Source organism: Paraburkholderia caballeronis (genome assembly GCF_900104845.1).
Taxonomy (GTDB): domain Bacteria; phylum Pseudomonadota; class Gammaproteobacteria; order Burkholderiales; family Burkholderiaceae; genus Paraburkholderia; species Paraburkholderia caballeronis.
Genome location: NZ_FNSR01000001.1, coordinates 3,561,718 through 3,586,586 on the forward strand (window position 1 = coordinate 3,561,718; position 24,869 = coordinate 3,586,586).

The 24,869-nt window shown below is 67.3% G+C and carries 23 protein-coding genes; 10 read left to right on the forward strand and 13 right to left on the reverse strand.

Annotated elements, in window-relative coordinates; translation table 11 throughout:
- Positions 1–61: 61 nt before the first annotated feature.
- Both coaD and rsmD read right to left on the reverse strand, forming a co-directional pair.
- Entirely contained in the window at positions 62–565 is a 504-nt protein-coding gene (gene coaD / locus BLV92_RS15890) for a pantetheine-phosphate adenylyltransferase (protein ID WP_090546462.1), read from the reverse strand.
- 107 nt (positions 566–672) lie between these two features.
- On the reverse strand, positions 673–1,302 hold the full coding sequence (gene rsmD / locus BLV92_RS15895; RefSeq protein WP_090546464.1) for a 16S rRNA (guanine(966)-N(2))-methyltransferase RsmD: 630 nt from the start codon (positions 1,300–1,302) through the stop codon (positions 673–675).
- A 250-nt stretch (positions 1,303–1,552) separates the two neighbouring features.
- Here rsmD and ftsY point away from each other — a divergent pair, with 250 nt between their 5' ends.
- A complete protein-coding gene (ftsY, locus tag BLV92_RS15900) occupies positions 1,553–3,001 on the forward strand; it encodes a signal recognition particle-docking protein FtsY (protein ID WP_090546465.1) in 1,449 nt (482 codons plus the stop codon).
- Positions 3,002–3,095: 94 nt separating this feature from the next.
- Here the strand turns inward: ftsY and maiA are convergent, their stop codons facing one another.
- Entirely contained in the window at positions 3,096–3,743 is a 648-nt protein-coding gene (maiA, locus tag BLV92_RS15905; protein WP_090546467.1) for a maleylacetoacetate isomerase, read from the reverse strand.
- A gap of 20 nt (positions 3,744–3,763) precedes the next feature.
- Positions 3,764–4,462 (reverse strand): fumarylacetoacetate hydrolase family protein, encoded by a 699-nt coding sequence (locus tag BLV92_RS15910; RefSeq protein WP_090546470.1) that lies wholly within the window; start codon positions 4,460–4,462, stop codon positions 3,764–3,766.
- A 211-nt stretch (positions 4,463–4,673) separates the two neighbouring features.
- Here BLV92_RS15910 and ybiB point away from each other — a divergent pair, with 211 nt between their 5' ends.
- From ybiB to leuA, 3 genes are all read left to right on the forward strand, one after another.
- Complete coding sequence (gene ybiB / locus BLV92_RS15915; RefSeq protein ID WP_090546472.1) at positions 4,674–5,639, forward strand: DNA-binding protein YbiB; 966 nt, start codon at positions 4,674–4,676, stop codon at positions 5,637–5,639.
- 328 nt (positions 5,640–5,967) lie between these two features.
- On the forward strand, positions 5,968–6,183 hold the full coding sequence (locus tag BLV92_RS31590; RefSeq protein ID WP_134166823.1) for a hypothetical protein: 216 nt from the start codon (positions 5,968–5,970) through the stop codon (positions 6,181–6,183).
- Positions 6,173–7,819 carry a 2-isopropylmalate synthase gene (leuA, locus tag BLV92_RS15920; protein WP_090546474.1) on the forward strand — a complete coding sequence of 549 codons (1,647 nt, stop codon included), beginning with the start codon at positions 6,173–6,175 and terminating at the stop codon, positions 7,817–7,819. Before BLV92_RS31590 ends, leuA begins: the two co-directional genes overlap by 11 nt.
- A 172-nt stretch (positions 7,820–7,991) precedes the next feature.
- Here the strand turns inward: leuA and BLV92_RS15925 are convergent, their stop codons facing one another.
- Positions 7,992–8,378: a nuclear transport factor 2 family protein gene (locus tag BLV92_RS15925; RefSeq protein WP_090546476.1), complete on the reverse strand. Its 387-nt coding sequence runs from the start codon at positions 8,376–8,378 to the stop codon at positions 7,992–7,994.
- A 597-nt stretch (positions 8,379–8,975) separates the two neighbouring features.
- Here BLV92_RS15925 and rpoH point away from each other — a divergent pair.
- The 5 genes from rpoH to cydX all read left to right on the forward strand — a co-directional run bounded on the left by rpoH (position 8,976) and on the right by cydX (position 13,435).
- The gene (gene rpoH / locus BLV92_RS15930) at positions 8,976–9,899 is read left to right on the forward strand and encodes an RNA polymerase sigma factor RpoH (protein ID WP_090547132.1); all 924 of its coding nucleotides are present in this window, start codon (positions 8,976–8,978) and stop codon (positions 9,897–9,899) included.
- Between the two features lie 362 nt (positions 9,900–10,261).
- On the forward strand, positions 10,262–10,522 hold the full coding sequence (gene cydP, locus BLV92_RS15935; RefSeq protein ID WP_090546478.1) for a cytochrome oxidase putative small subunit CydP: 261 nt from the start codon (positions 10,262–10,264) through the stop codon (positions 10,520–10,522).
- Entirely contained in the window at positions 10,512–12,101 is a 1,590-nt protein-coding gene (locus tag BLV92_RS15940) for a cytochrome ubiquinol oxidase subunit I (RefSeq protein ID WP_090546480.1), read from the forward strand. The genes cydP and BLV92_RS15940 overlap by 11 nt, the downstream gene beginning before the upstream one ends.
- Positions 12,102–12,141: 40 nt before the next feature.
- Entirely contained in the window at positions 12,142–13,278 is a 1,137-nt protein-coding gene (cydB, locus tag BLV92_RS15945) for a cytochrome d ubiquinol oxidase subunit II (protein WP_090546482.1), read from the forward strand.
- Positions 13,279–13,312: 34 nt separating this feature from the next.
- Positions 13,313–13,435, forward strand: a complete 123-nt coding sequence (cydX, locus tag BLV92_RS15950; protein ID WP_090546484.1) for a cytochrome bd-I oxidase subunit CydX — start codon at positions 13,313–13,315, stop codon at positions 13,433–13,435.
- Positions 13,436–13,500: 65 nt separating this feature from the next.
- Here cydX and nagE read toward each other — a convergent pair whose 3' ends face one another.
- The 5 genes from nagE to BLV92_RS15975 all read right to left on the reverse strand — a co-directional run bounded on the left by nagE (position 13,501) and on the right by BLV92_RS15975 (position 20,949).
- On the reverse strand, positions 13,501–15,294 hold the full coding sequence (gene nagE, locus BLV92_RS15955; RefSeq protein WP_090546486.1) for an N-acetylglucosamine-specific PTS transporter subunit IIBC: 1,794 nt from the start codon (positions 15,292–15,294) through the stop codon (positions 13,501–13,503).
- Positions 15,295–15,392: 98 nt separating this feature from the next.
- Entirely contained in the window at positions 15,393–17,993 is a 2,601-nt protein-coding gene (gene ptsP, locus BLV92_RS15960; protein WP_090546488.1) for a phosphoenolpyruvate--protein phosphotransferase, read from the reverse strand.
- A gap of 12 nt (positions 17,994–18,005) precedes the next feature.
- On the reverse strand, positions 18,006–19,013 hold the full coding sequence (locus BLV92_RS15965; RefSeq protein ID WP_090546490.1) for an SIS domain-containing protein: 1,008 nt from the start codon (positions 19,011–19,013) through the stop codon (positions 18,006–18,008).
- The gene (gene nagA / locus BLV92_RS15970) at positions 19,006–20,109 is read right to left on the reverse strand and encodes an N-acetylglucosamine-6-phosphate deacetylase (protein WP_090546492.1); all 1,104 of its coding nucleotides are present in this window, start codon (positions 20,107–20,109) and stop codon (positions 19,006–19,008) included. The genes BLV92_RS15965 and nagA overlap by 8 nt, the downstream gene beginning before the upstream one ends.
- A 105-nt stretch (positions 20,110–20,214) precedes the next feature.
- Positions 20,215–20,949 carry a GntR family transcriptional regulator gene (locus BLV92_RS15975; RefSeq protein ID WP_090546494.1) on the reverse strand — a complete coding sequence of 245 codons (735 nt, stop codon included), beginning with the start codon at positions 20,947–20,949 and terminating at the stop codon, positions 20,215–20,217.
- A 389-nt stretch (positions 20,950–21,338) separates the two neighbouring features.
- Here BLV92_RS15975 and BLV92_RS15980 point away from each other — a divergent pair, with 389 nt between their 5' ends.
- Positions 21,339–22,286: a bifunctional helix-turn-helix transcriptional regulator/GNAT family N-acetyltransferase gene (locus BLV92_RS15980; protein WP_090546496.1), complete on the forward strand. Its 948-nt coding sequence runs from the start codon at positions 21,339–21,341 to the stop codon at positions 22,284–22,286.
- 101 nt (positions 22,287–22,387) lie between these two features.
- On the opposite strand, the gene BLV92_RS15985 is transcribed toward BLV92_RS15980, so the two are convergent.
- From BLV92_RS15985 to cyoE, 3 genes are all read right to left on the reverse strand, one after another.
- Positions 22,388–23,203, reverse strand: a complete 816-nt coding sequence (locus BLV92_RS15985) for a MetQ/NlpA family ABC transporter substrate-binding protein (protein WP_090546498.1) — start codon at positions 23,201–23,203, stop codon at positions 22,388–22,390.
- A gap of 133 nt (positions 23,204–23,336) precedes the next feature.
- Positions 23,337–23,957, reverse strand: coding sequence for an SCO family protein (locus BLV92_RS15990; protein ID WP_090546500.1), 621 nt, complete (start codon positions 23,955–23,957; stop codon positions 23,337–23,339).
- Between the two features lie 4 nt (positions 23,958–23,961).
- A complete protein-coding gene (gene cyoE / locus BLV92_RS15995) occupies positions 23,962–24,867 on the reverse strand; it encodes a heme o synthase (RefSeq protein ID WP_090546502.1) in 906 nt (301 codons plus the stop codon).
- Positions 24,868–24,869 lie beyond the last annotated feature (2 nt).

A 24,869-nucleotide genomic window follows, 5' to 3' on the forward strand; every position in this document is an offset into this window, starting at 1 on the left:
GGCGCGAACGCCGGCGCACAGATTGCCAGACCCTCTAGTTTACGCCGGTTCGCCCGACCGCTCAGGACTTCACGAGCGGGTCGCCGAGCGCGGACACCTTGTCCCTCAAGCGCTTTTCGACGGACGGGAACACGAACTTGCTGACGTCGCCGCCCAGTTGCGCGATCTCGCGCACGATCGTGCCCGAGATGAACTGGTACTGGTCGGACGGCGTCATGAACATCGTCTCGACGTCGGGCAGCAGATAACGGTTCATCCCCGCCATCTGGAACTCATACTCGAAGTCGGACACCGCGCGCAGGCCGCGTACGATCACCCGCGCGTTGTTGCTGCGGACGAAATCCTTCAATAGCCCCTTGAAGCTCATCACCTGCACGTTCGGATAATGACCGAGCACCTCGTGCGCGATGTCGAGGCGTTCGTCGAGCGAGAAGAACGGCTTCTTGTTGCGGCTGTCGGCGACCCCGACCACAAGCGTGTCGAAAATGCTCGACGCGCGCCGCACGAGGTCTTCGTGACCGCGCGTCAGCGGGTCGAAAGTACCCGGGTATACGGCGACTACCATGAGGCTTCTCCTCTCAACGGAAATGGACCGGAGCCCGCCGCGCGTGCGGCGCTGCCCGGGTTGCTGCCGTGACGGCGGCCCGTCCGGCGCTTGTTATCGAACGCGCATTATTCCTCATTTTCGCGGTGCAGCAAATGATAGCGGACCGCCCCCGCCTTGCCTTCGCGGACGACCGCCCAGCCCGCGAGCGCCGGCTCGGCGGACGGATCGAGCGTGCTGCCCGACTCGACGTACAGGTAGCCGTCGGCGGCCACCAGCGGCACGGCGAGCGCGAGCGCGCGGGCGAGCGTGTCGGCGTCGCCGAATGGCGGATCGAGGAACACGACGTCGAACGAGCCGGGAGCGAGGCCGGCCGCGAGCCGCAGCGCGTCCGCCTCCGCGATCTCGATCGCGCGCGCGTCGAGCCGCGCCTGGTTCGCGCGCAGTTGCGCGGCCGCGCGCGGGCTGCGCTCGACCATCACGACGCGCGCGGCGCCGCGCGACGCCGCCTCGAAACCGAGCGCGCCGCTGCCCGCGAACAGGTCGAGACAACGCTGGCCGTCGAGCCGCTGGCCGAGCCAGTTGAACAGCGTCTCGCGGACGCGGTCGGGCGTCGGGCGCAGCCCGTCGAGATCGAGCACCGGAAGCGGCGTGCGCTTCCAGTCGCCGCCGATGATGCGGATCGTGTGCGCGGCCCCGCCGCGGCCGGACGGCGCGGGCTGGGCGCCACGCGGGCGCGGGGAAGAAGGTCGGGACATGCGGTTTCTGCTTGACGGCAACGGTGAGGGCCGCGCCGGCTTGACCATTCGCCGTCGGATGCGGCGGGGCGCCGCCGGCTGGCCCGATGCGCGAACGTTACCACAGCGTTGCGGAGCCGCCGCCCGCCGAACGCAACGACGATGGGTGGGTCGCCTGATAAAATGCCGTGTTTTCCGCTCGTTGCAGCCGCCGTCGCGGCGCCGCCGCCCTCTCCGGCCGGAACGCAGCGCGCGTCCACCACGCCAGATCATGTTCAGTTTCTTCAAACGATTCCGGGGTTCGAAGTCGTCCGACAACGCGCCGGCAGAAGCCGCCGCAGTGCCGGAAACCGAAGCGCCCGACGCGCAGTCCGAAGCCGCGCCTGCGGTCGAGCCGGCTGCGCCGACTTCAACCGGGGCCGCTGCGCCGGCCGCCGGGACCTCCCCGACCGCTCCTGAAGCCGCACCGGTTATCGAATCGCCCGTGCCGGTTCAGCCCATCGCGCCGGCCGTCGAGGCGGAAACGCCTGTAGCCGTTCCCGAAGCTCGCCAGCCGGCTGTCGAGCCCGCGCCAGTGGCTCCGGCCGCGCCGCAGACAGTGGAACCGCAGCCCGCACCGCCCTCCGCTCACGCGCCGTCACAGCCGGTTAGCGCCGCGCCGCCCGTTCCAGCGCCGCAGCAGGCGCCGGCTCGCCCCGCGCCTGCCCCGGCAACGATGGCCGCCGCTACGGCCCCGCAACCGCGCGCCGCCGAAAGCGCGACAGCCGACACGGTCGAAACCGTCGAAATCGTCCCGCCGCCCGCGCCGGAGCCCGCCGCGAAAAAATCGTGGCTCGCGCGCCTGAAGTCGGGTCTGTCGAAGACCAGCTCGAACATCACGAGCATCTTCGTCAACGCAAAGATCGACGACGATCTGTACGAGGAACTGGAAACCGCGCTGCTGATGTCCGACGCGGGCGTCGACGCGACCGAGTACCTGCTCGACGCGCTACGCGCGAAGGTGCGCGCCGAGCGCTTGACCGACGCGCAGCAGGTGAAGGTCGCGCTGCGCACGCTGCTGATCGACCTGCTGAAACCGCTCGAAAAGTCGCTGATGCTCGGTCGCGCGCAACCGCTCGTGATGATGATCGCGGGCGTCAACGGCGCGGGCAAGACGACGAGCATCGGCAAGCTCGCGAAGCATCTGCAACGCTTCGACCAGTCGGTGCTGCTCGCGGCCGGCGACACGTTCCGCGCGGCCGCGCGCGAGCAGCTCGCGATCTGGGGCGAACGCAACAACGTGACCGTCGTGTCGCAGGAAAGCGGCGACCCGGCCGCGGTGATCTTCGACGCGGTCGGTGCAGCGCGCGCGCGCGGCATCGACGTGCTGATGGCCGACACGGCCGGCCGTCTGCCGACGCAGCTGCATCTGATGGAAGAACTGCGCAAGGTGAAGCGCGTGATCGGCAAGGCGCTCGACGGCGCGCCGCACGAGGTGCTGCTCGTGATCGACGCGAACACCGGCCAGAACGCGCTCGCGCAGGTGAAGGCGTTCGACGACGCGCTCGGCCTGACCGGCCTGATCGTCACGAAGCTCGACGGCACCGCGAAGGGCGGGATTCTCGCGGCGATCGCGCGGCAGCGGCCGGTGCCGGTGTACTTCATCGGCGTCGGCGAGAAAGTCGAGGATCTGCAGCCGTTCAGCGCGGAGGAATTCTCGGACGCGCTGCTCGGCAACTGAGCGCCGCCGGTCGCGACGCTCGTCAAAGAACAAAGGGCGCCTTGCGGCGCCCTTTGTTCTTTTCACTTCCGGATGGCCGCCAACGCGGCTGCGCTCACTCCGAATCCGGCTGCTCGCCGGGCGCCGCTTGCGCGAACGCGTCGATCTGCATCGCATGGTCGTAGATGCGTTGCAGCGTCGGGTAGCGCGTGGTGTCGATCTTGAAGCGGTTCGCGTTGAAGATCTGCGGGATCAGGCACAGGTCGGCGATCGTCGGCGTGTCGCCGACGCACAGCGCGCCGGTGCGCGGGTCGGCCGCCAGCCGCGTTTCGAGCGTCGAAAAGCCCAGCTCGATCCAGTAGCGATACCACGCGTCCTTCGCGTCGTCCTCGACGCGCATCGTGTGCTTCAGGTACTTCAGCACGCGCAGGTTGTCGAGCGGATGGATCTCGCACGCGACCTGCAACGCGATCGACCGGGCGTGCGCGCGATCGACGGCCGAGCGCGGCAGCAGCGGCGGCTCGGGATGCGTCTCTTCCAGATACTCGATGATCGCGAGCGACTGCTGGATGGCGGGCTGCCCGTCTTCGACCAGCGCCGGCACGATGCCGTCCGGATGCACGCACCGGTATTCGGGCTTCAACTGCTCGCCGCCGTCGCGCAGCAAATGCACCGGCACGTACTCGTACGGCAGGTTCTTCAGGTTCAGCGCGATGCGCACGCGGTACGACGCCGAGCTGCGGAAATAGCTGTAAAGCTTCATCCTGACGCGTCCCGGTGCGCTCAGACCACGCGCACGGCGAATTCGCCGAGGCCGTCCACGCCGCCGCGCATCACGTCGCCCTTCACGATCGCGCCAACGCCTTCGGGCGTGCCCGTGTAGATCAGGTCGCCCGGCTGCAGTTCGAACAGCGTCGACAGGAACGCGATCGTGTCCGCGACCGGCCAGATCAGTTGCGAGATGTCGGAGCGCTGCTTTTCTTCACCGTTCACCGTGAGCCAAATCGCGCCGCTGCCGATGTGGCCGACCTGCGAAACCGGATGGATCGGGCCGATCGGCGCCGAGTGGTCGAAACCCTTGCCGGTATCCCACGGACGGCCGAGCTTCTTCGCGTCGCCCTGCAGATCGCGGCGCGTCATGTCGAGGCCGAGCGCGTAGCCGTACACGTGATCGAGCGCGCTCGCGGCCGGGATGTCCTTGCCGCCCTTGCCGATCGCCGCGACCATTTCCATCTCGAAGTGCACGTTCTTCGACTGCGACGGATACGGGAAATCGCCGGTCTCGCCAGGCGCGACGTAGACGATCGCATCGGCCGGCTTCGCGAAGAAGAACGGCGGCTCGCGGTCCGGATCGTGGCCCATCTCGCGCGCGTGCGCCTCGTAGTTGCGGCCGACGCAGTAGATGCGGCGAACCGGGAACCGCGTGTCGGCGCCCGCGACCGGCACCGACACGACCGGCGCCGGATCAAATACGTAAGTCATTCTGCTCTCCGTCTTCGTTGATGGCCGCGTCGCGCGGCGAGACTGCGAGTGTAACCCGCACCGCCGGCCAAGGTGCGCAGCGGAATCGGGGCGTCCCGGGCCGGAACGGACGTGCCGCTCATGCGATACTGCGCGGATTCCGAACGTTTGGCCCTGCGCCCGCCGCGCCGCATTCCGCCGCCCGCGCAGCCGGCCTCGCCCACTACCCGCAATGACCGCCCCCGATACCCGCGACACCTTTTCCTGCGCCCGTTTCATCAAGGAGATCGGCCGCGGGCCGAACGGCGCGCGCGCGTTGTCGCCCGAAGATACGCACGCGCTGTATGCGGCGATGCTCGACGGCCGCGTCGCGGACCTCGAACTCGGCGCGGTGCTGCTCGCGTACCGCCTGAAAGGCGAGACCGCCGACGAACTGGCCGCGATGCTCGCGGCCGCGCACGCGTCGTTCGCGCCGCTGCGCACGCCGGCAGGCGCGCATCGCGCGGTGTCGATCCCGAGCTACAACGGCGCGCGCAAGCAGCCGAATCTCGTGCCGCTGCTCGCGCTGCTGCTCGCGCGCGAAGGCGTGCCGGTGCTCGTGCACGGCGTCAGCACCGATCCCGGCCGCGTGACCAGTGCGGAGATCTTCGATGCGCTGAACCTGCCCGCGGCACACGATCACGACGAAGCGCAAGCGCAGCTTGCGAGCCGCCGCGTGTCGTTCGCGCCGATCGACGTGCTCGCGCCGAAACTCGCGCGGTTGCTGTCGCTGCGGCGGCGGATGGGCGTGCGCAACTCGACGCATACGCTCGTGAAGCTGCTCCAGCCGTTCGCTGAGCCGGGCCTGCGGCTCGTGAACTACACGCATCCGCCGTATCGCGACAGCCTGAGCGCGCTGTTCGTCGCGCATCCGGACGCCGCCGTCGGCGGCGCGCTGCTCGCGCGCGGGACCGAAGGCGAAGCGGTCGCCGACACGCGCCGCCAGGTGCAGGTGGACTGGCTGCACGACGGCGTCTGCGAAACGCTCGTCGAACCGGAACGCTCGTCGCCGGACGCGCCGGAAGTCGATCTGCCGGAAGGCCGCGACGCCCCGACGACCGCCGCATGGATCGACGCCGTGCTGCGCGGCGACGCCCCGGTGCCGGGCGCGATCGCGCGTCAGGTGGAAACGATCACGTCGATCACCGCGAAACGCTGATGCGGGCGGCCTCTGGCCACAGTGGCGGGCACGCGCCGGCTCAAAAACCATGCGTCGCCTGTTGACAGGCCCCGCCGACCTGGCATAAATTCGCCGAATGCGTTCCCTCCCGAACACCCTCCGAATTACCTCCGGCCGCCTGGCGGCCCTATCGCTACGTCTAGCGTAAAAGCCTGACGTAGCGCTGCGCGTCCACGGTTCATCCGGCCGCACAGTCCTCCCAAGCAGTTCCCGAAGCACCCCAGCTTCGAACCCAAACCGCAGTCCCCTTACCAACTCTGTCGTCTGTATTCGTCCGTTTACCGTTCGGACGAATCGCGAGGGTCAAATGCACGCTGCATCGGCATCCGTCACGTTCGTGTCCGCCGCGATGGTCGTCTCCATCGCGACGGGCTCGTTCGCCGGCGGATTCCCCGCGTCGCGCCAACCGGCCACCCGCATCGCTGGCCGGCGCGGCAACGTGCATCGCCGTCATCGGGCCAGCCGCCCGCCGACGGCCGCCATCGCAGGCGACACCATGAACGAGGCTCGCCATGTTGCGTAATCCCGCCGAGAAGTACCGCCCCTTCCCCGCTGTCCCGTTGAACGGCCGCCGATGGCCGACCCGCACCGTCGAGCGCGCGCCAGTCTGGATGAGCACCGACCTGCGCGACGGCAACCAGTCGCTGATCGAGCCGATGAGCATCGAGCAGAAGCTGGAGTTCTTCGAGATGCTCGTTGCGATCGGCTTCAAGGAAATCGAAGTCGGCTTTCCGTCGGCTTCGCAGACCGACTTCGATTTCGTGCGCAAGCTGATCGTCGAGAAGCGCATCCCCGACGACGTGACGATCGAAGTGCTCGTGCAGTCGCGCGAAGAACTGATCGCGCGCACGTTCGATGCGCTCGAAGGCGCGCCGCGCGCGATCGTGCATCTGTACAACGCGATCTGCCCGTCGTTCCGCAAGATCGTGTTCGGGCAGTCGAAGGACGACGTGAAGGCGCTCGCGGTCGAAGGCACGCGGCTGATCCGCGCTTACGCGGACGCGCGGCCGCAGACCCGGTGGACGTATCAGTACTCGCCGGAAACGTTCAGCATGACCGAGCTTTCGTTCGCGCGCGAAGTGTGCGACGCGGTTGCGCAGACGTGGCGGCCGACACGCGATCACAAGATGATCGTGAACCTGCCGGCGACGGTCGAGGCGGCGATGCCGAACGTGTACGCCGACCAGATCGAATGGATGGACCGCAACCTCGCGTACCGCGACAGCATCGTGCTGTCCGTTCATCCGCACAACGATCGCGGCACCGCGGTGGCGGCGGCCGAACTCGCGCTGCTCGCCGGCGCGGACCGCATCGAAGGCTGCCTGTTCGGCAACGGCGAGCGCACCGGCAACGTCGATCTCGTCACGCTCGCGATGAACCTCTACACGCAGGGCATCGATCCGGGCCTCGACTTTTCGGACATCGATGCGGTGCGCCGCATGGTCGAGCGCTGCAACCAGTTGCCGGTGCATCCGCGTCATCCGTATGCGGGCGACCTCGTGTTCACCGCGTTCTCCGGCTCGCATCAGGACGCGATCCGCAAGGGCTTCGCGCAACAGAAGCCGGATGCGATCTGGGAAGTGCCGTATCTGCCGATCGATCCGGCCGACCTCGGCCGCAGCTACGACGCGGTGATCCGCGTGAACAGCCAGTCCGGCAAGGGCGGCGCGACGTACCTGCTCGAACGCGGCATGGGTTTCACGCCGCCGCGTCGTGTGCAGATCGAGTTCAGCCATGCGGTGCAGAGCGCCGCCGATACGTCCGGCGTGGAGATCACCGGCGACGCGATCTGCGAACTGTTCGCGCGCGAATACTTCGAGACGGCCGGCCCGGTCGCGCATGCGGGCGGCGGACGGCTGCGCTGGGAGGGTCGCGACGTCGCGACCGCGGCGGCTGCGGATACCGCCGATGCTCATGCGCAGGCGGTCGCGGCCGCGCTTGCGGGTGTGTCGGGCGAGACCATCGAGATCACGTCGTTCGAAAGTGCGCGAACCGCCGATGGCCGCACCGCGGTGTTCGTCGGCTGCCGGGTCGGCGAACAAACGATCCGGCACGGCGTCGGCGTCGCCGACGATCCGGCGACCGCGATCGTCGATGCGGTGGTCAGTGGCGTCAACCGGGCTGCGTGGCAGCAAATCGAGCGACGCGCGGCTGCGTAGGCTGGTGTGTAGAACCTGTCGTCGCTGGCTGAATGGGCGACGACGGAGCGATTCAGTTTTTTTCGCGGCAGGCGACAGGACAATATCGGCGGCACGACCGGCCGCCGAGGTATCGCCGGAACGCTCACGAGGCGTTACCGGCAAGCGTGCGGAACCGGGAACAAACCGGCCCTTATTCCAGCGCGCAGCGGGTCGCCTGCCATGCGAGCAGACGCCAGTGGCCGTCTTCTTGCGCCTGGATCGCCGTGTAGGCGATCGGGAACAGCAGCGCGCCGCTTTTCGCCTCCATCTCGATCAGCGCGCGACCGCTGACGACACAGGTTTCGCGGCCCACCGGCAACACATCCTGCGACTGGATTTCGATCTGGCGATAACGGCGGCGTCCGGCGGTGATCGCGTCGATGAACTGCTGCTTGGTTTCGCGCTTGCCGTTCGTGTGGACGTAGATCACGTGGTCGGAAAGCAGCATGTCCAGCGATGGGCCGTCGCCGTCCACCATCGCGCGAAACCGCTCGCGCTCCAGCCCGCGAATCGCATCGATCACCTTTGCAGCCGCCATCGCTCAAGCCCCTTGCACCGGGCCGCATCGCGGCCGCCGACGCGCCGAAGTGGTACCGCACGCGAAACGTCACCTTAGCTGGCTGAAATTTATACCAGGTTGAAACCGTTTGATACTCGCCTTCTGGCAGGCGGAAAAGCAATTTAAATAGGGCGACATTGATGCACGGCAGGATGGACCCTACGTTTGATTGCGGCGCGTCGTCGCACGTCCGCACCATGCAGCGAGCCGGAAGTCTGATTTCCAGCAGGTCGCCAGTGCATACGAGCTATTTGGGGCGCAATCTTCGCTAGTCGGACACCGAAGTTTGTTTCAGCCTGCACTCGGTAGAGAGCCGAAAAATTCTACTAAATCCGCACTAGCGAGCCTTTTGCGCAGGACATCAGCCGTGGAAAAGCGGATCGCGCCCCGAAATCCCTCCGCCCCGGACCCGTGGAATCTATCGAAACAAGAATTTCGATAGATTTCACGGAACCTGTAAGCCCCTACTCACTCCAAGTATTAGCACTCGGAAAAGCGGAGTGCTAACATCCACCACGGAGTCGCAGTCTGACTATTGCAAGATCCAGAGGAGTTCGCTACGTGACCAACAGTATGATGACCCTTCCGGGCACTCTGAGCCCGTCGCCGGCCAAGGCCTCTCCGGCAGGCGTACTGGCGCTCGCGAACGCTTCGATGCTGCCCGGCCAGCTAGGCAACATCGACGCCTACATCCAGGCCGTGAACCGGATCCCGATGTTGACGCTGCAAGAGGAGCGCCAGTTCGCGACCGAATACCGCGAACAGAACAACCTCGACTCGGCGCGGCGTCTGGTGCTGTCGCACCTGCGCCTCGTCGTGTCGATTGCGCGCAATTATCTGGGCTACGGCCTGCCGCACGCGGACCTGATTCAGGAAGGCAACATCGGCCTGATGAAGGCGGTGAAGCGCTTCGATCCGGAGCAGAACGTACGGCTCGTGTCGTATGCGATGCACTGGATCAAGGCCGAGATCCACGAATACATCCTGCGTAACTGGCGCATGGTGAAGGTCGCGACGACGAAGGCGCAGCGCAAGCTGTTCTTCAACCTGCGCAGCCACAAGCAGGGCCTGCAGTCGTTCACGCCGGAAGAAATCGACGGTCTCGCGCAGGAACTGAACGTGAAGCGCGAGGAAGTCGCCGAGATGGAAACCCGGCTTTCGGGCAGCGACATCGCGCTCGAAGGGCAGACCGAGGACGGCGAAGAATCGTTCGCGCCGATCGCATGGCTCGCGGATTCGCACAGCGAGCCGACCGCCGTGCTGGCCGCGCGCGCGAACGACCGTCTGCAGACGGACGGCATCGCGAACGCACTCGAATCGCTCGACGCGCGCAGCCGCCGCATCATCGAGGCGCGCTGGCTGCAGGTGAACGACGACGGTTCGGGCGGCTCGACGCTGCACGAACTGGCCGACGAGTTCGGCGTGTCGGCCGAGCGGATCCGCCAGATCGAGGCCAGCGCAATGAAGAAGATGCGCACCGCGCTCGCCGACTACCGGTAATCGCGCACCACGCGCCGGCTCCCCGCCGGCGCACGGTTGCGAAGCCCCGCCTTCTCACGAAGGCGGGGCTTTTTCTTTGTCGGCTCGCCGGCGGCACGTTCGGCGCATCGCAGGTCGTTTTTTCCTAAAGTAGACATCGTGAAGCCGATGCAACGCCCGATCCTTGCGCCCCTAATTTTTTGACTTTAAGCAATCGGCATCGCAATACCGAATAACGAGGCACGCGTTCGCGACCCAATGTCGCGCGTCGACTGTCACGTGCCGGTGACCCCCGCTCCTAGAATCCTTGTACACAAGCTCCGGGCAGCGTTCGTAGCCTGGTTTGGAAACGACGTTTAAGCGGAAGCAGTCATCGATCCATCATGATCTCGACCTCCGAACCTCCCGCCCGGCCGCCTGCCGCGCCACGCGCCAGGTTTCTGCGCTGGGTCCGCGGCCCCACGTTTGCCCGCGACATCGTTTTCGTTCTCGTATTCAAACTCGTGCTGCTGACCGCGCTGAAGTACGCGTTCTTCAATCATCCGCAGGCCGAGAACATGTCGATGCCGCCCGCCGAAGTCGCGCGGGCGATCCTGTCCGTACCCGCGCCGGACACGCCACAAGGGGACCACCATGCCCATTAGCGAAACCGTTGATCTGTCGCGTCTGCAGTTCGCCACCACTGCCCTCTACCACTTCCTGTTCGTGCCGCTCACGCTCGGGCTGTCGTGGATGCTCGTCATCATGGAGTCCGTCTACGTGATGACCGGCAAACAGATCTACAAGGACATGACGCAGTTCTGGGGCAAGCTGTTCGGCATCAACTTCGTGATGGGCGTCACGACCGGCCTCACGATGGAGTTCCAGTTCGGCACCAACTGGTCGTACTACTCGCACTACGTCGGCGACATCTTCGGCGTGCCGCTCGCGATCGAGGGCCTCGCCGCATTCTTCCTCGAATCGACGTTCGTCGGCCTGTTCTTCTTCGGCTGGAACCGGCTGTCGAAAGGACAGCATCTGCTGACGACGTTCTTCGTCGCGCTCGGCTCGAACCTGTCCGCGGTGTGGATCCTCGTCGCGAACGGCTGGATGCAGTATCCGACCGGCGCCGAGTTCAACTACGAAACGATGCGAATGGAGATGACGAGCCTGTTCACCGTGATCTTCAATCCGGTCGCGCAGGTGAAGTTCGTGCATACGGTGTCCGCCGGCTACGTGACCGCGTCGATGTTCGTGCTCGGCATCTCGTCGTGGTATCTGCTGCGGCGTCGCGACGTCGATTTCGCGCTGCGCTCGTATGCGGTCGCGGCCGGCTTCGGCCTCGCGTCGGCGCTGTGCGTGATCGTGCTCGGCGACGAGTCCGGCTACCGCACCGGCGAAGTCCAGCAGGCGAAGCTCGCGGCGATCGAATCCGAATGGGAAACCGAGCCGCCGCCGACGTCGTTCACGGTGTTCGGGATCCCGAACCAGCAGGAGCAGCGCACCGACTTCGCGCTCCAGATTCCGTACGCGCTCGGCATCATCGCGACCCGCTCGCTCGACGAACCGGTGATCGGCCTGAAGGACATCATCGGCCGTTCCGAAGTGCGGATCCGCAACGGCATCCTCGCTTACAGCGCGTTGCAGAAGCTGAAGGCCGGCACCGCCGACACCGAGACGCGCGACACGTTCGAAGCGCACAAGGCCGACCTCGGTTACGCGCTGCTGCTGAAGCGCATCGCGCCGAACGTCGTCGACGCGACACCCGAGCAGATCAAGGAAGCGGCGCGCGGATCGATCCCGCCGGTCGCGCCGGTGTTCTGGTCGTTCCGGATCATGGTCGGCCTCGGCATCCTGTTCCTCGTGACGTTCGCGCTTGCGTTCTGGTTCTGCGCGCAACGTTCGCTGCTGCAGACGAACCGCCGCTGGTTCCTGCGCTGGGCCGTCTGGGCGATCCCGCTGCCATGGCTCGCGGCGGAGTTCGGCTGGGTCGTGGCGGAAACCGGCCGCCAGCCGTGGACGATCGCCGGCGTGCTGCCGACGTCGCTCGCCGTGTCGAACCTCGCGCCCGGCGACGTGCTGCTGAGTCTCGCGGGCTTCGTCGTGTTCTATACCGCGCTGTTCGTCATTGAGATCACGCTGATGTTCAAGTACGCGCGGCTCGGCCCGTCGTCGCTGCACACCGGCCGTTACCACCACGAGCAGGGGTCCGAAACCGTGGTCAGCAGCAGCAACGTCGCGTGACGCGCTGCCCGATTCCGTCAACCGCAGAAGGAAAACGACCATGGATTACGCAACCCTCAAGCTGATCTGGTGGGTGCTCATTGGCGTGCTGCTGATCGGCTTCGCGCTGACCGACGGCTTCGACATGGGCGCCGCCGTGCTGCTGCCGTTCATCGGCAAGACCGACACCGAACGCCGGATCGTCATCAACACGGTCGGCGCGACGTGGGAAGGCAACCAGGTGTGGTTCATCACCGCTGGCGGCGCGATGTTCGCCGCGTGGCCGCTCGTGTACGCGGCGTCGTTCTCGGGCTTCTACTTCGCGATGCTGCTGGTGCTGTTCGCGCTGTTCTTCCGCCCGGTCGGCTTCGACTATCGCGGCAAGCGCGACAACGTGCGCTGGCGCACCGGCTGGGACTGGGCGCTGTTCATCGGCGGCTTCGTACCGGCGCTCGTGTTCGGCGTCGCGTTCGGCAACCTGCTGCAAGGCGTGCCGTTCTCGTTCGACAGCGACCTGCGCGTCACCTATCACGGCAGCTTCTTCGCGCTGCTGAACCCGTTCGCGCTGGTCTGCGGCCTCGTCAGCCTGTCGATGCTGACCGCGCACGGCGCCGCGTTCGTGAAGCTGAAAACCGACGGCGTGATCGCGCAGCGCGCGTCGTCCGCGCTGCGGATCAGCTCGGGGGTCGCGGTGCTGCTGTTCATCGTCGCCGGCGCGCTGGTCGCGACGCTGATCGGCGGTTATCACGTGACGAACCCGGCGCCGCTCGACTCGGTGGCGAACCCGCTGCTGAAGGAAGTCGAGGCCGGTTCGGGGCTGTGGCTCACGAACTACGGCGACTATCCGTGGATGATGCTCGCGCCGATCGCCGGCATCCTCGGCGGGGTGATCGCGTTCGTGCTGGCCGGCTCGCGCCACGAAAAGAGCGCGTTCCTCGCGACCGGGCTGATGATCATCGGCGTGATCCTGACCGCGGGTTTCTCGATGTTCCCGTTCATCATGCCGTCATCGCTCGATCCGCGCAGCAGCCTGACGGTATGGGACTCGACGTCGAGCCGCATGACGCTGCAGATCATGCTGATCGCGGTGATCATCTTCCTGCCGATCGTGCTCGCGTATACGTCGTGGGCGTATGCGGTGATGCGCGGCAAGGTCACGGCCGCGTCGGTCGAGGAAAACCGGCACACGCTGTATTGAACGCTTCGAACCATCGAATCACGGGAGCACACACATGTGGTACTTCAGCTGGATACTCGGCATCGGCGTGGCGCTCGGCTTCGGCATCATCAACGTGATGTGGCTCGAAGCGCATCACAAGGTGTCCGCGGACGAGCAGCGCGGCGACGAAGCCTGACGCGCATTCGCCCACAAAAAAACGCCGCATTTGCGGCGTTTTTTTACGTCCAGTCTGGTCCGGAATCAGGCCGGCTGCACCGCCGGGCCGCTGCCGACCGCCGGCAGATGCGGCGCGAACTGCTGCACATAACGCGCCGCGCTGCTGCCGACGACGAGATGCAGCGTGTTTGCCGAGATCCATGCGACGTCGAGCGCGCCGAGCCGCTGCCGGTCGATCAGCGCGCCATTGCGCACGACCACGCGCAGACGCGTCGCGGCCACCGCGTCGAGCGACGTGATGTTGGCCGCGCCGCCGAGCGCACCGAGCCAGCCGACCGGATCGGGATCGAGCGGGCCGGCATCGACGGCCGGCGTCGATCCGGCCGGCGCCGCAGCCTGCACAGAAGAAGCCGATGCGCGAGCCGTCCCGCCCTGCGCCGGCGTTTCGGCCACCGCACCGCCGCGCCAGATCTCGCTGCGAATTTCATCGGCGATGATGTCCGCCTCCGGCCCGATGATCACCTGCACGCTTTCGCCGCCGCGCTTGAGCACACCGCGCGCACCGAGCGACCGCAGTGCGGCTTCCGACACGTTCGCCGGATCGGCCACCGACAGCCGCAGCCGCGTGGTGCACGCATCGACGACTTTGAGGTTCGCCGCGCCGCCGAGCGCCGCGAGGTAGCCGGCCGCCCGCGGCGTCGCAACGGCGCCGGCCGGGACGGCTGCGCCGGCGGCGGCAGGCGCGGCGGCCGCGTCGCCGTTCGCCGGCTCGCGTCCCGGCGTCGGCAGGTCGAAGCGGCGGATGAAGAAGCGGAACAACCCGTAGTACACGACCGCATACGCGATGCCGAGCGGAATGGCCTGCCAGCCGTGCGTCGACAGCCCGTAGTTCAGCACGTAGTCGATCGCGCCCGCCGAGAACGTGAAGCCGAGCTTGATGCCGAGCAGCGAGCAGATCGCGAGCGACAACCCGGTCAGCACCGCATGGATCGCGTACAGCACCGGCGCGAGGAACATGAACGTGAATTCGATCGGCTCGGTCACGCCGGTCAAAAACGACGTCAGCGCCATCGACATCAGCAGCCCCGCGACCGCCGGACGCCGCGCCTTCGGCGCCTCGTGCAGCATCGCGAGACACGCGGCCGGCAGGCCGAACATCATCACCGGGAAGAAGCCGGCCATGAAACCGCCGGCGCTCGGGTCGCCCGCGAAGAAACGATGCAGGTCGCCGCTGACCGCCGCGCCGCCGCCCGGCGGCGTGAACGTGCCGAACACGAACCACACGAGCGAGTTCAGGATGTGGTGCAGCCCGGTCACGAGCAGCAGCCGGTTCAACAGCCCATAGACGAACGTGCCGATCGCGCCGGCCGTCGTCAGCCAGTGGCCGGCGGTATCGATCGCCGCCTGCACCGGCTGCCACACGTAGCCGAACACGACGCCGAGCACCACGCAGACCAGCCCGGTCACGATCGGCACGAAACGCTTGCCGCCGAAGAACGCGAGGAACTCGGGCAGCCTGATGTCCTTGAAGCGGTTGTACAGCATCCCCGCGACGATCCCGGCCACCACGCCCGACAGCACGCCCATGTTGAGCTTGTCGTTGATGTCCTTCATCACGGCGACCTGCACCAGATAACCGAGCGCGCCCGCAAGCGCCGCGACGCCGTTGTTGTCCTTCGCGAAGCCGACCGCGATGCCGATCGCGAACAGCAATGGCAGGTTGTCGAAGATCGCGCCGCCGGCGTCGGCGATGATCTTGATGTTGAGCATGTCCGCTTGGCCGAAGCGCAGCAGCAGGCCGGCGACCGGCAGCACTGCGATCGGCAGCATCAGCGCACGACCCAGGCTCTGGATCTTCAGAAACGGGTTTCCTTCCATGGGACGATCTCCAGTCGCTTGCTGCGTCCGTTCGTGATTCGTTACGTATGTACGTGGGGTACGTGTATGTGCCGCGCGCCCGTCGGGGCGCGCGATGCTCAGTCGAGCGGCCAGATTTCGCGGCTCGCGGCGCGCACCGACTGCGCCGATTCGAGCGCGAGCGCATCCTGAGCGCGCTGACGGCACAGTTGATAGTCGAGGTTGCGCACGCGCGCTTTCACCGTCGGTACCGACACCGGATCGACCGACAGTTCGGTCACGCCGAGCCCGACGAGCAGCGGCACCGCGAGCGGATCGCCGGCGAGCGCGCCGCAGACGCCCACCCACTTGCCATGCTTCTGCGCGCCCTGCACCGTCGCATCGACGAGCCGCAGCACCGCCGGATGCAGTCCGTCGGCCTGCGCGGCGAGGTTCGCCTGGCAGCGGTCCATCGCGAGCGTGTACTGCGTGAGATCGTTCGTGCCGATCGACAGGAAGTCCGCGTGACGCGCCAGTTGATCGGCAAGCAGCGCCGCCGACGGCACCTCGATCATCACGCCGACCTCGATCGCGTCGGCGCGGCCGAGTTCGCGCGCGAACGCGTCGATCCGCTCGCGCAGCCGCACGAGTTCGCCGACGTCGGTGACCATCGGCAGCAGGATCCGCACCGCGCCGGCCGGCTGCACCGCGAGCAGTCCGCGCAGTTGATCGTCGAGCAGGTCCGGGCGCACCTGCGCGAGCCGGATGCCGCGCAGGCCGAGCGCCGGATTCGGCTCGGGCGGCAGCGTCAGGTAATCGACTTCCTTGTCCGCGCCGACGTCGAGCGTGCGGATGATCGCGGTGCGGCCGGCGAGCGTATCGACGATCGACTGATAACTCTGCCGATGCTCTTCGACGCTCGGCGCAGCCTGGCGGTGAATGAACAGCAGTTCGGTGCGCAGCAGGCCGACCGCGTCCGCGCCGTTTTCGACGGCGATCGACGCGTCGTCGAGCGTCGCGATGTTCGCGGCGACCTCGATTGCGCGGCCGTCGCGCGTCGCCACCGCCAGCTGCGACGTGCGCCGGTTCGCTTCGCGCACGCCGGCAAGGCGCGAGCGTTCGAGCCGCGCGCGTTCGATGTCGAGCGCGCTCGGCGCGTATTCGATGCGGCCCGCGCTCGCATCGACGACGATCTGCGTGCCTTCGGGGATCGCATGCAGCGCGTCGCCGACCGCGACGAGCGCCGGAATGCCCGCCTGCCGCGCGATGATCGCCGCGTGCGACGTCGCGCCGCCGCGCGCCATCACGAGCGCGGTCACGCGGCTGCGATCGAGCGTCGCGAGATCGGACGGCGTGAATTCGTCGGCGGCGAGCACCGCTTCGTCGGGCAGCGCGCGAGCGGTCGTGCCCGCGTAACCGAGCGCGCGCAGCACGCGCTTTTCGATGTCGCGCAAATCGGCCGCGCGCTCCGCGAGCAGCGGATCGTCCACCTGGCCGAGCACGGCAATCTGCGTGCGGATCGCATCACGCCACGCGAAACCCGCGCTCTTGCCGAGGCTGATGAGATCGCGTGCGGCGTCGATCAGCGTCGGATCTTCCAGCAGCACGCGGTGCATCGTGAAGATGCCCGCCTCGCCGATCGCGCCGCGCTGCGACGCCGCGCGCACGCTGCTGTTCAGTTCGGCGTCGACGCTCGCGATCGCGTTGTCGAGCAGGCGGCTCTCGGCCGCCGACGTGCCGCTCGCGAGTTCGGGCGGCGCAAGCTCGGCGTCGTCCCAGCGCACCAGCGCGCCGACCGCGACGCCCGGCGCAGCACATACGCCCGCGAGCGTGTTCGGCGGCAACGGCTCGCCCGCCTGACGCACGGCCCCCGGTGCCGGCGAAAGCTGCCGCGCGGGCGTCTCGTTCGCCTCGCCTGCTGCTTCGCGCGTCAGTTCGTCCGCGACCGCGTCGATCGCCTTCTGGGCGTCGCGGCCGATGCCGACCAGTTCGATCGTCGCTCCTTGCGCGGCGCCCAGCGCGAGCAGGCCGACGATGCTCTCGACCGCCGCGTTGCGATCCCGGTAGCGCACCTCGACGCGCGCGTCGAAACCGCGCGCGGCCTCTCTGGCGCGCGCGGCGGGACGCGCGTGCAAACCGCCCGCGTGCGACAGCGTCACGCTGCGGCGCGCTTCGGTCTCGACCGAGGAAACCGCGACGGCTTCCGTCGCGACAACCTCCGTCGCGGCACCCCGCGCGCGCAGCGCGAGCAGCGGCGTGACGCCGGCCCGCACGTCGCCCGCTTCCGCGCGGCCGACCACCTCGAACGCGTCGGAGTTCGCGATCGCGACCACCGACACGAGGCTCGGCGCACGGCACGCGATCGCATCGACGTCGAATTCGATCAGCAGGTCGCCGCGCCGCACCTGCGCGCCCTGCTCGACCCGCGCGGTGAAGCCGTCACCGTTCAGTTCGACCGTGTCGATGCCGATGTGCACGAGCACCTCGGCGCCCTCGGCGGTCTGCAGCGTGACCGCGTGGCCCGTGCGCGCGAGATGCGTGACCGTGCCGTCGCACGGCGCGACCATGCGGCCTTCGAGCGGATCGATGCCGATGCCGTCGCCGAACAGCCCTTCCGCGAACACCGGATCGGGAACCGACGCGAGCGGCACGACCGGCCCGGAGAGCGGCGCGGTCAATACGAAGCGGCCGTGCGCCGCGTTCATCGGGTCCATCAGACGAGACTCCTCGATGCGTTCCATCAATGTTCCAGGCTAGTGGGTTTCCGTGACCTTGTGCAGGTAGCGCGGCTCGTCCGGATTGCGGCCGCGCGCGGCGGCCAGCGCCGCCGCCATCACGTAGAACGACAGGATCGCCGCGACCGGGTCGAGCGCCGGATCGGCGGTCGGCGCGAGCGGCAGCATTGCGTCGGCGACGTCGGGCGGCGCGGCGAGCAGCACGCTCGCGCCACGTTTCTGCATGTCGCGCGCGAGTTCGAGCAGCCCCGCCTGTTCCGGGCCGCGCGGCGCGAACACGAGCAGCGGATAATCGCGGCCGATCAGTTCCATCGGGCCGTGCCGCACCTCGGCGCTCGAAAACGCCTCGGCCTGGATGCCCGACGTTTCCTTCAGCTTCAGCGCCGCTTCCTGCGCAATCGCGAGGCCCGCGCCGCGGCCGATCACGATCATCTGCGACACGTCGCGCAGTTCGTCGACGGCCTTCGACCAGTCGAGCCGGCCCGCGCGTTCGAGCGCGTCCGGCAACGCGCGCAGCGCATCGACGAACGCGGCGTCGCGCTGCCAGAACGCGACCAGTTGCGCGGACAACGCGAGCATCGCGATATAACTCTTGGTCGCCGCGACGCTCAGTTCCGGGCCGGCGTGCAGCGGCAGTTCGATGCCGGCCGCCGCCGCGAGCGGCGAGCCGGGAACGTTGACGGCGGCGGCGGTCAATGCGCCCGCGTCGTGCAGCGCGCGCATCGTCGCGACGAGGTCGGGACTCCTGCCCGACTGGGAGAACGCGAGCGCGAACTGGTCGCGCACGCGCAGCGGCGCCTGCTGGAGCGTCGCGATCGACATCGGCAGCGATGCGACCGGCACGCCGATCCGGCTCATCGTCAGCGACGCGAAGTAGCTCGCCGCATGGTCCGAACTGCCGCGCGCGACGGTCAGCGCGACGTGGCGCGGCGCTTCGTCGAGCCGACGCGCGAGCGCCTCGACCGGCGACGTATCGGCAAGCTGCGCGGCCACGACGCCGGCCGACGCCAGCGCCTCGTTAAGCATATTCGACAATCGATTCTCCTTCGACATAGGTCGCCGTCAGCGCCAGCTCGCGATCGAACACGACGAGGTCGGCCCATGCGCCGCGCGCGATGCGGCCGCGATCCTCGATCCCGAGGTAGTCGGCGGCGTAGCGCGACAGGCGGTTTGAAACGTCCGCGACCGGCAGGCCGAGCGACACGAGATTGCGCAACGCCTGATCCATCGTCAGCGTGCTGCCGGCGAGCGTGCCGTCCGCGAGGCGCACGCCGCCCAGGCACTTCGTCACGTGCTGGCTGCCGAGCCGGTATTCGCCGTCGGGCATCCCGGTCGCCGACGTGCTGTCGGTGACGACGTACAGGCGCGGAATCGCGCGCATCGCCGCGCGGATCGCGCCCGGATGCACGTGCAGCAGGTCCGGGATGATCTCCGCGTACTCGGCGTGCGCGAGCGCCGCGCCGACGAGCCCCGGATTGCGGTGATGCAGCGGCGACATCGCGTTGAACAGATGCGTGAAGCCGCATGCGCCGTGCTTCAGCGCGGTGACGGCGTCGTCGTAGGTCGCGAGCGAGTGGCCGAGCTGCACGCGCACGCCGCGCGCGGCCATCTCCGAGATGATCTCGATGTGGCCGGCGATTTCCGGCGCGACGGTCACGACGCGGATCGGCGCGATCGACAGGTACTTCAGCACCTCGTCGAGCACCGCCGACACCGCCGCGTCCGGCTGCGCGCCGAGCTTGCCCGGATTGATGTACGGCCCTTCGAGATGCACGCCGAGCACGCGCGCGCCGCCCGGCGTGCGGATGCGCGCGACCTCGCCCAGTCCGGCGACGACGCTCATCAGTTCGTCGCGCGGCGCGGTCATCGTGGTCGCGAGCAGGCTCGTCGTGCCGTAACTCGCGTGGGTGCGGGTGATCGTCTCGATCGCGTTGCCCGCCTCCATCACGTCGGCGCCGCCGCCGCCGTGCACGTGCAGGTCGATGAAACCCGGCAGGATGTACGGCTCGTCGTTGCCGGCCGGATCGGCGGGCGTGCCCGCGATCGACGTGATGCGTCCGTTCTCGAACGACAGCGAGCCGTGAATCCAGCCGTCAGTGGTCAGTATGTTTCCGCTCAGCATGAGTTTTCCCGGTGGTGCACGATGTTGGGTTCAGGGGGCGTGGTCCCGGTCCGTCCCCGGGGGCGCGCGTTGCCTGCGTCGATCGCTTTAGTGGTTTTGGTGGCTCTACTGGCGCAACTCCGCGACAAAGTCGTAGTAGCCGTCGCGGCAATAGGTGTCCGTCAGCTCGATCGCGCGCTGGTCGGCCGAGAAGCCGACACGCGTGATGACCAGCAATGCCGCGCGCGGCTCGACCTCCATCAACGCGGCGATCTCGCTCGTCGCGTTGATCGCGCGGAAGTGTTGCAGCGCCCGCACGACCGCCGCGCCGCGCTGCTCCAGATACGTGTACAGCGACGTGTCGATCGTGTCCGGGTCCGGCACGATCGACACCGGCAGCGCCGAGTGCTCGACCGCCATCACGATCCCGTCCGCGCGCCGCAGCCGCCGCAGGCTCGCGACCGACGCGCCGGGGGACAACCCGAGCTGCACGATCTCGTCGCGGCGCGCCGGGCGGATGGTGCGCTCCAGCCACACCGAATCGGGCGTGAAGCCGCGCTGCTGCATCTTCTTCGTGAAACCAGTGAGCCGCGACAGCGGGTCCTCGACGCGCGGCGTGATGAAGCTGCCCGCGCCGCGTGCGCGCCGGATCAGGCCCTGCTCGACCAGCAGCTCGATCGCCTTGCGCGCGGTGATCCGCGACACGCCGATCGCGTCCGACAGCGTCCGCTCCGACGGCAGCGCCTCGCCGGCGGACCATACGCCGCAATGGATCGCCGTCGCGAGATTGCGCGCCAGTTGCAGATACAGCGGCGTGACGTTGCGCGCGTCGGGCATCAGGGCAGACCAACGGGTTTCCATACGCCTCCGGCGGGTGGTTCGGGAAGTCGATGCGGCCCGCATCGCGATGCGTCCGGTTCGAAAGCGAGCCCATTATATAACCACAATAATACCAGTCAATTTTCCCGAGTAAACCTACTAGATCGACATTAATCCATTTATATTCATTAAGTTACATGTTTCATCCCCGGTAAAATTCACGCCCTTCGTGTACCAGGATTTACCCTGGATGTGTATTATTCGGGGACCGTTTAAGAACCAGTCTATGCATATTTCATAGAAAAACGGCTCAACAATCGTACCAGTGCGATACCAGTGGCCTGTCCATGGGCGTTCGCCAGGGAACATGAATCACGAAAACTTGCCGTTATAGTGGTGACCGACCACTCACAAGAACGGCTACGGGGAATATGCAGTCAACCGACGAGGACGCGTTGCGGCGCGCCGAGGCAGTACGCCAGTTCAATCGCTTCTATCTGAAGCACCTGGGCGCGCTCCATGCGCGCCTGCCGCGAAGTGAGTTCTCGCTTACCGAAATCCGGATCCTGTACGAACTCTCTCGCGGCCACGCGCAAACCGCCGCCGCGCTGGCGCGCGACCTGTCGCTGGATACCGGTTATCTGAGCCGGATTCTCGCGGGCTTCGAGAAGCGCAACCTGATTTCGCGCCGGCCGTCCGCCACCGACGCGCGGCAGTCGCTGCTCGCGCTGACGGACGACGGCCACGCGCACTTCGCGCCGCTCGACGCCGCGGTGATCGGCAGCGTTCACGCGTCGCTCGCGCCGCTCGCGCCGACCGAGCAGGAAGAGCTGGTCGCCGCGATGCGGATCGTCGAGCGATTGCTCCGCAGACGCAAGGCGGAGGGCAACGTCGCGCTGCGGGCGCCGCGCGCCGGCGAATACGGGTGGCTCGTGTATCGACAGGCGCAGTGGTTCGCAAACGAATACGGCTGGGGTCCGCACTTCGAGGCGGCGCTCGCGGAAAGCGTCGCCGTGTTCGCGCAGAAGCAGGGCGCGGCGCGCGAAACAGGGTGGATCGCGGAACAGGATGGGAATGCGGTCGGGTCGGCGTTCGTCGTCGCGGCCGGACACTCGGTCGCGCGCGTGCGGCTGCTGTTCGTCGAGCCGTACGTGCGGCGGCTCGGCATCGGCTCGCAACTGCTCGACGAATGCGTGCGTTTCGCCGAACGGGCCGGTTACGAGATGCTCGACCTGACACTCACCGACTCGCTCGGCGACGCGAAGCGTCTCGCCGGGCGGCGCGGGTTCCGGTACGAGCATTCCGCGCGGGAAGAACGCTTCGGCCGGGAACTGATCGTCGAACGATGGGTGCGCGAGCTGACGCCGACCCAGCATTGATGCCGGCATGCCTCGCATAAGACAAAAGCGCCGCGGTACGAACCGCGGCGCTTTTTTCGTTTGTCAGGCCACGCGGGACGCGACACGCGTCCCGCCGTCGATCAGAACGACGGCACCATCGAACCCTTGAACGTGGTGTTGATGAACTGGCGCACGTCCTCCGACTGATAAGCCGCGACCAGCTTCTTCACCCACGGCTTGTCCTTGTCCTGCGTGCGCACCGCGATCAGGTTCGCGTACGGGCTGTGGACGTCTTCGAGCGCGATCGCATCCTTCGTCGGCTGCAGGCCGGCGGCCAGCGCGTAGTTCGTGTTGATGACCGCCGCATCGACGTCGGACAGCGCGCGCGGCAGTTGCGCGGCGTCGAGTTCGACCAGTTTCACCTTCTTCGGATTCTGCGCGACGTCGAGCGGCGTTGCGTTGCTGCCGTTCGTGCCCGCGCCCGCGTTCAGCTTGATCACGCCTTTCGCCTGCAACAGCAGCAGCGCGCGGTTCTCGTTCGACGGATCGTTCGGCACCGCGATCTTCGCGCCTTGCGGCAGATCGTTCAGCGACTTCAGCTTCTTCGAATACACGCCGATCGGCGAAATGTACGTGAGGCCGGCGTTCACCAGCTTGTAGCCGCGCTGCTTGATCTGGCTGTCGAGATACGGCTGATGCTGGAAGCTGTTCGCGTCGAGGTCGCCTGCGTCGAGCGCCGCGTTCGGCTGCACGTAGTCGTTGAACTCGATGACCTTCACGTTCAGGCCTTCGCGTTTCGCGACCTTCTGGACCACGGCCCAGACCTGCGCGTCCGGACCGCCGACGGTGCCGACGCGGATGACCTGGTTGTCGTCGGCACGTGCGCCGAAGCTGGTTGCGAGCGATGCGGCGGCAACGCCGGCGAGGAGAGCTTTGAAAAGACTTCTGCGATGCATGGATGTAACGTTCCTGCGGGTTGGTTCATGGTCCGCCCGTCGCGCACGGTGTGCGCGACGACGAGGCACGAATCGTCTCATACGGCCGCGATGCGGGGAAATACCGGAATGGCATACCGGTATGACTGGAGGTTCAGTCGAGCAGCAGCTTCAGGTCGTGGACCCACGGCGTGACGCCTTGGCCATCGCGCGCGAAGAGCCGCAGCTTGCCGTTCGTGTCGAACACGTAACTCGCGGCGGTATGGTCCATCGTGTAGCTGTCGGGCGCGTTGCCCGGCACCTTCGCGTAATAGACGCGGAAGTCCTTCGTGACCTGCTTCAGTTGCGCGTCGTCGGCCGGCCGCAGCGCGGCGAACGTCGGATTGAACGCCGCCACGTACTGGCCGATCAGCGCGGGCGTGTCGCGCTCCGGATCGACAGTGACGAACAGCACCTGCACGCGCTTCGCGGCTTCGGGGCCGAGTTGCTGCAACGCCTGCGACAGCTCCGCCATCGTCGTCGGACACACGTCCGGGCAATGCGTATAACCGAAGAACAGTACGACGACCTTGCCCTTGTAGTCCGCAAGCGTGCGCACGTGGCCGTTCGAATCGGGCAGCGAGAAGTCGCGGCCGAACTGCGTGTTGCCAGTGATGTCGAGATTCGTGAACGACGGCGCGCGTTCGCCGCAGCCGGCGACGAAGGCGGCGCCCAGCGTGCAGACAGCCGCGACCAGCGTGGCGCGCACGATGCGCGCGAACGGTTGACGGACCATCGCGTTACACCCCGATCCACGCGTGCACGTAGTGATCGACGAGCAGCGCCGCGAACAGCAACGACAGATAGACGATCGAGAAGCGGAACGCCTTGCGTGCGAGCGCATCCGAATACGCGCGGTAGATCTTCCACGAGTAGCCGAGGAAACCCACGCCGAGCGCCACCGCGGAGATCAGATAAACGACCCCGCTCATGCCGGAGATGAACGGCATCATCGTGACCACGAACAGCACGATCGAATACAGCAGGATCTGCAGCCGCGTGTACTCTTCGCCGTGCGTGATCGGCAGCATCGGCAGGCCCGCATTCTCGTAGTCCTTGCGGCGATACAGCGCGAGCGCCCAGAAATGCGGCGGCGTCCACACGAAGATGATCAGCACGAGAATCCACGCGTCGCCCGGCACCGCGCCGGTGACGGCCGCCCAGCCGAGCGCCGGCGGCATCGCGCCGGACGCGCCGCCGATCACGATGTTCTGCGGCGTGGCCGGCTTCAGCAGCAGCGTGTAGATGATCGCGTAGCCGATGAACGTCGCGAACGTGAGCCACATCGTCAGCGCATTCGTGAACGTGTACAGCGTCCACATGCCGACCGCGCCGAGCACGGCCGAGAAGATCAGGATCTGGGTGCTCGTGATCTCGCCGCGCGCGGACGGACGCCACGCGGTACGACGCATCATCGCGTCGACCTTCTGTTCGACGAGGCAGTTGATCGCGAACGCGGCGCCGGCCGTCAGCCAGATGCCGACGGTGCCGCCGATCAGCGTCTTCCACGGCACCATGCCGGGCGTCGCCAGGAACATGCCGATCACCGCGCAGAACACGGCGAGCTGCGTGACCCGAGGTTTGGTCAACGCGACGTATTGGGATATCCGGTTGCCCGGCGTATGGGGGAGGGTTGTGCTTTCCATGG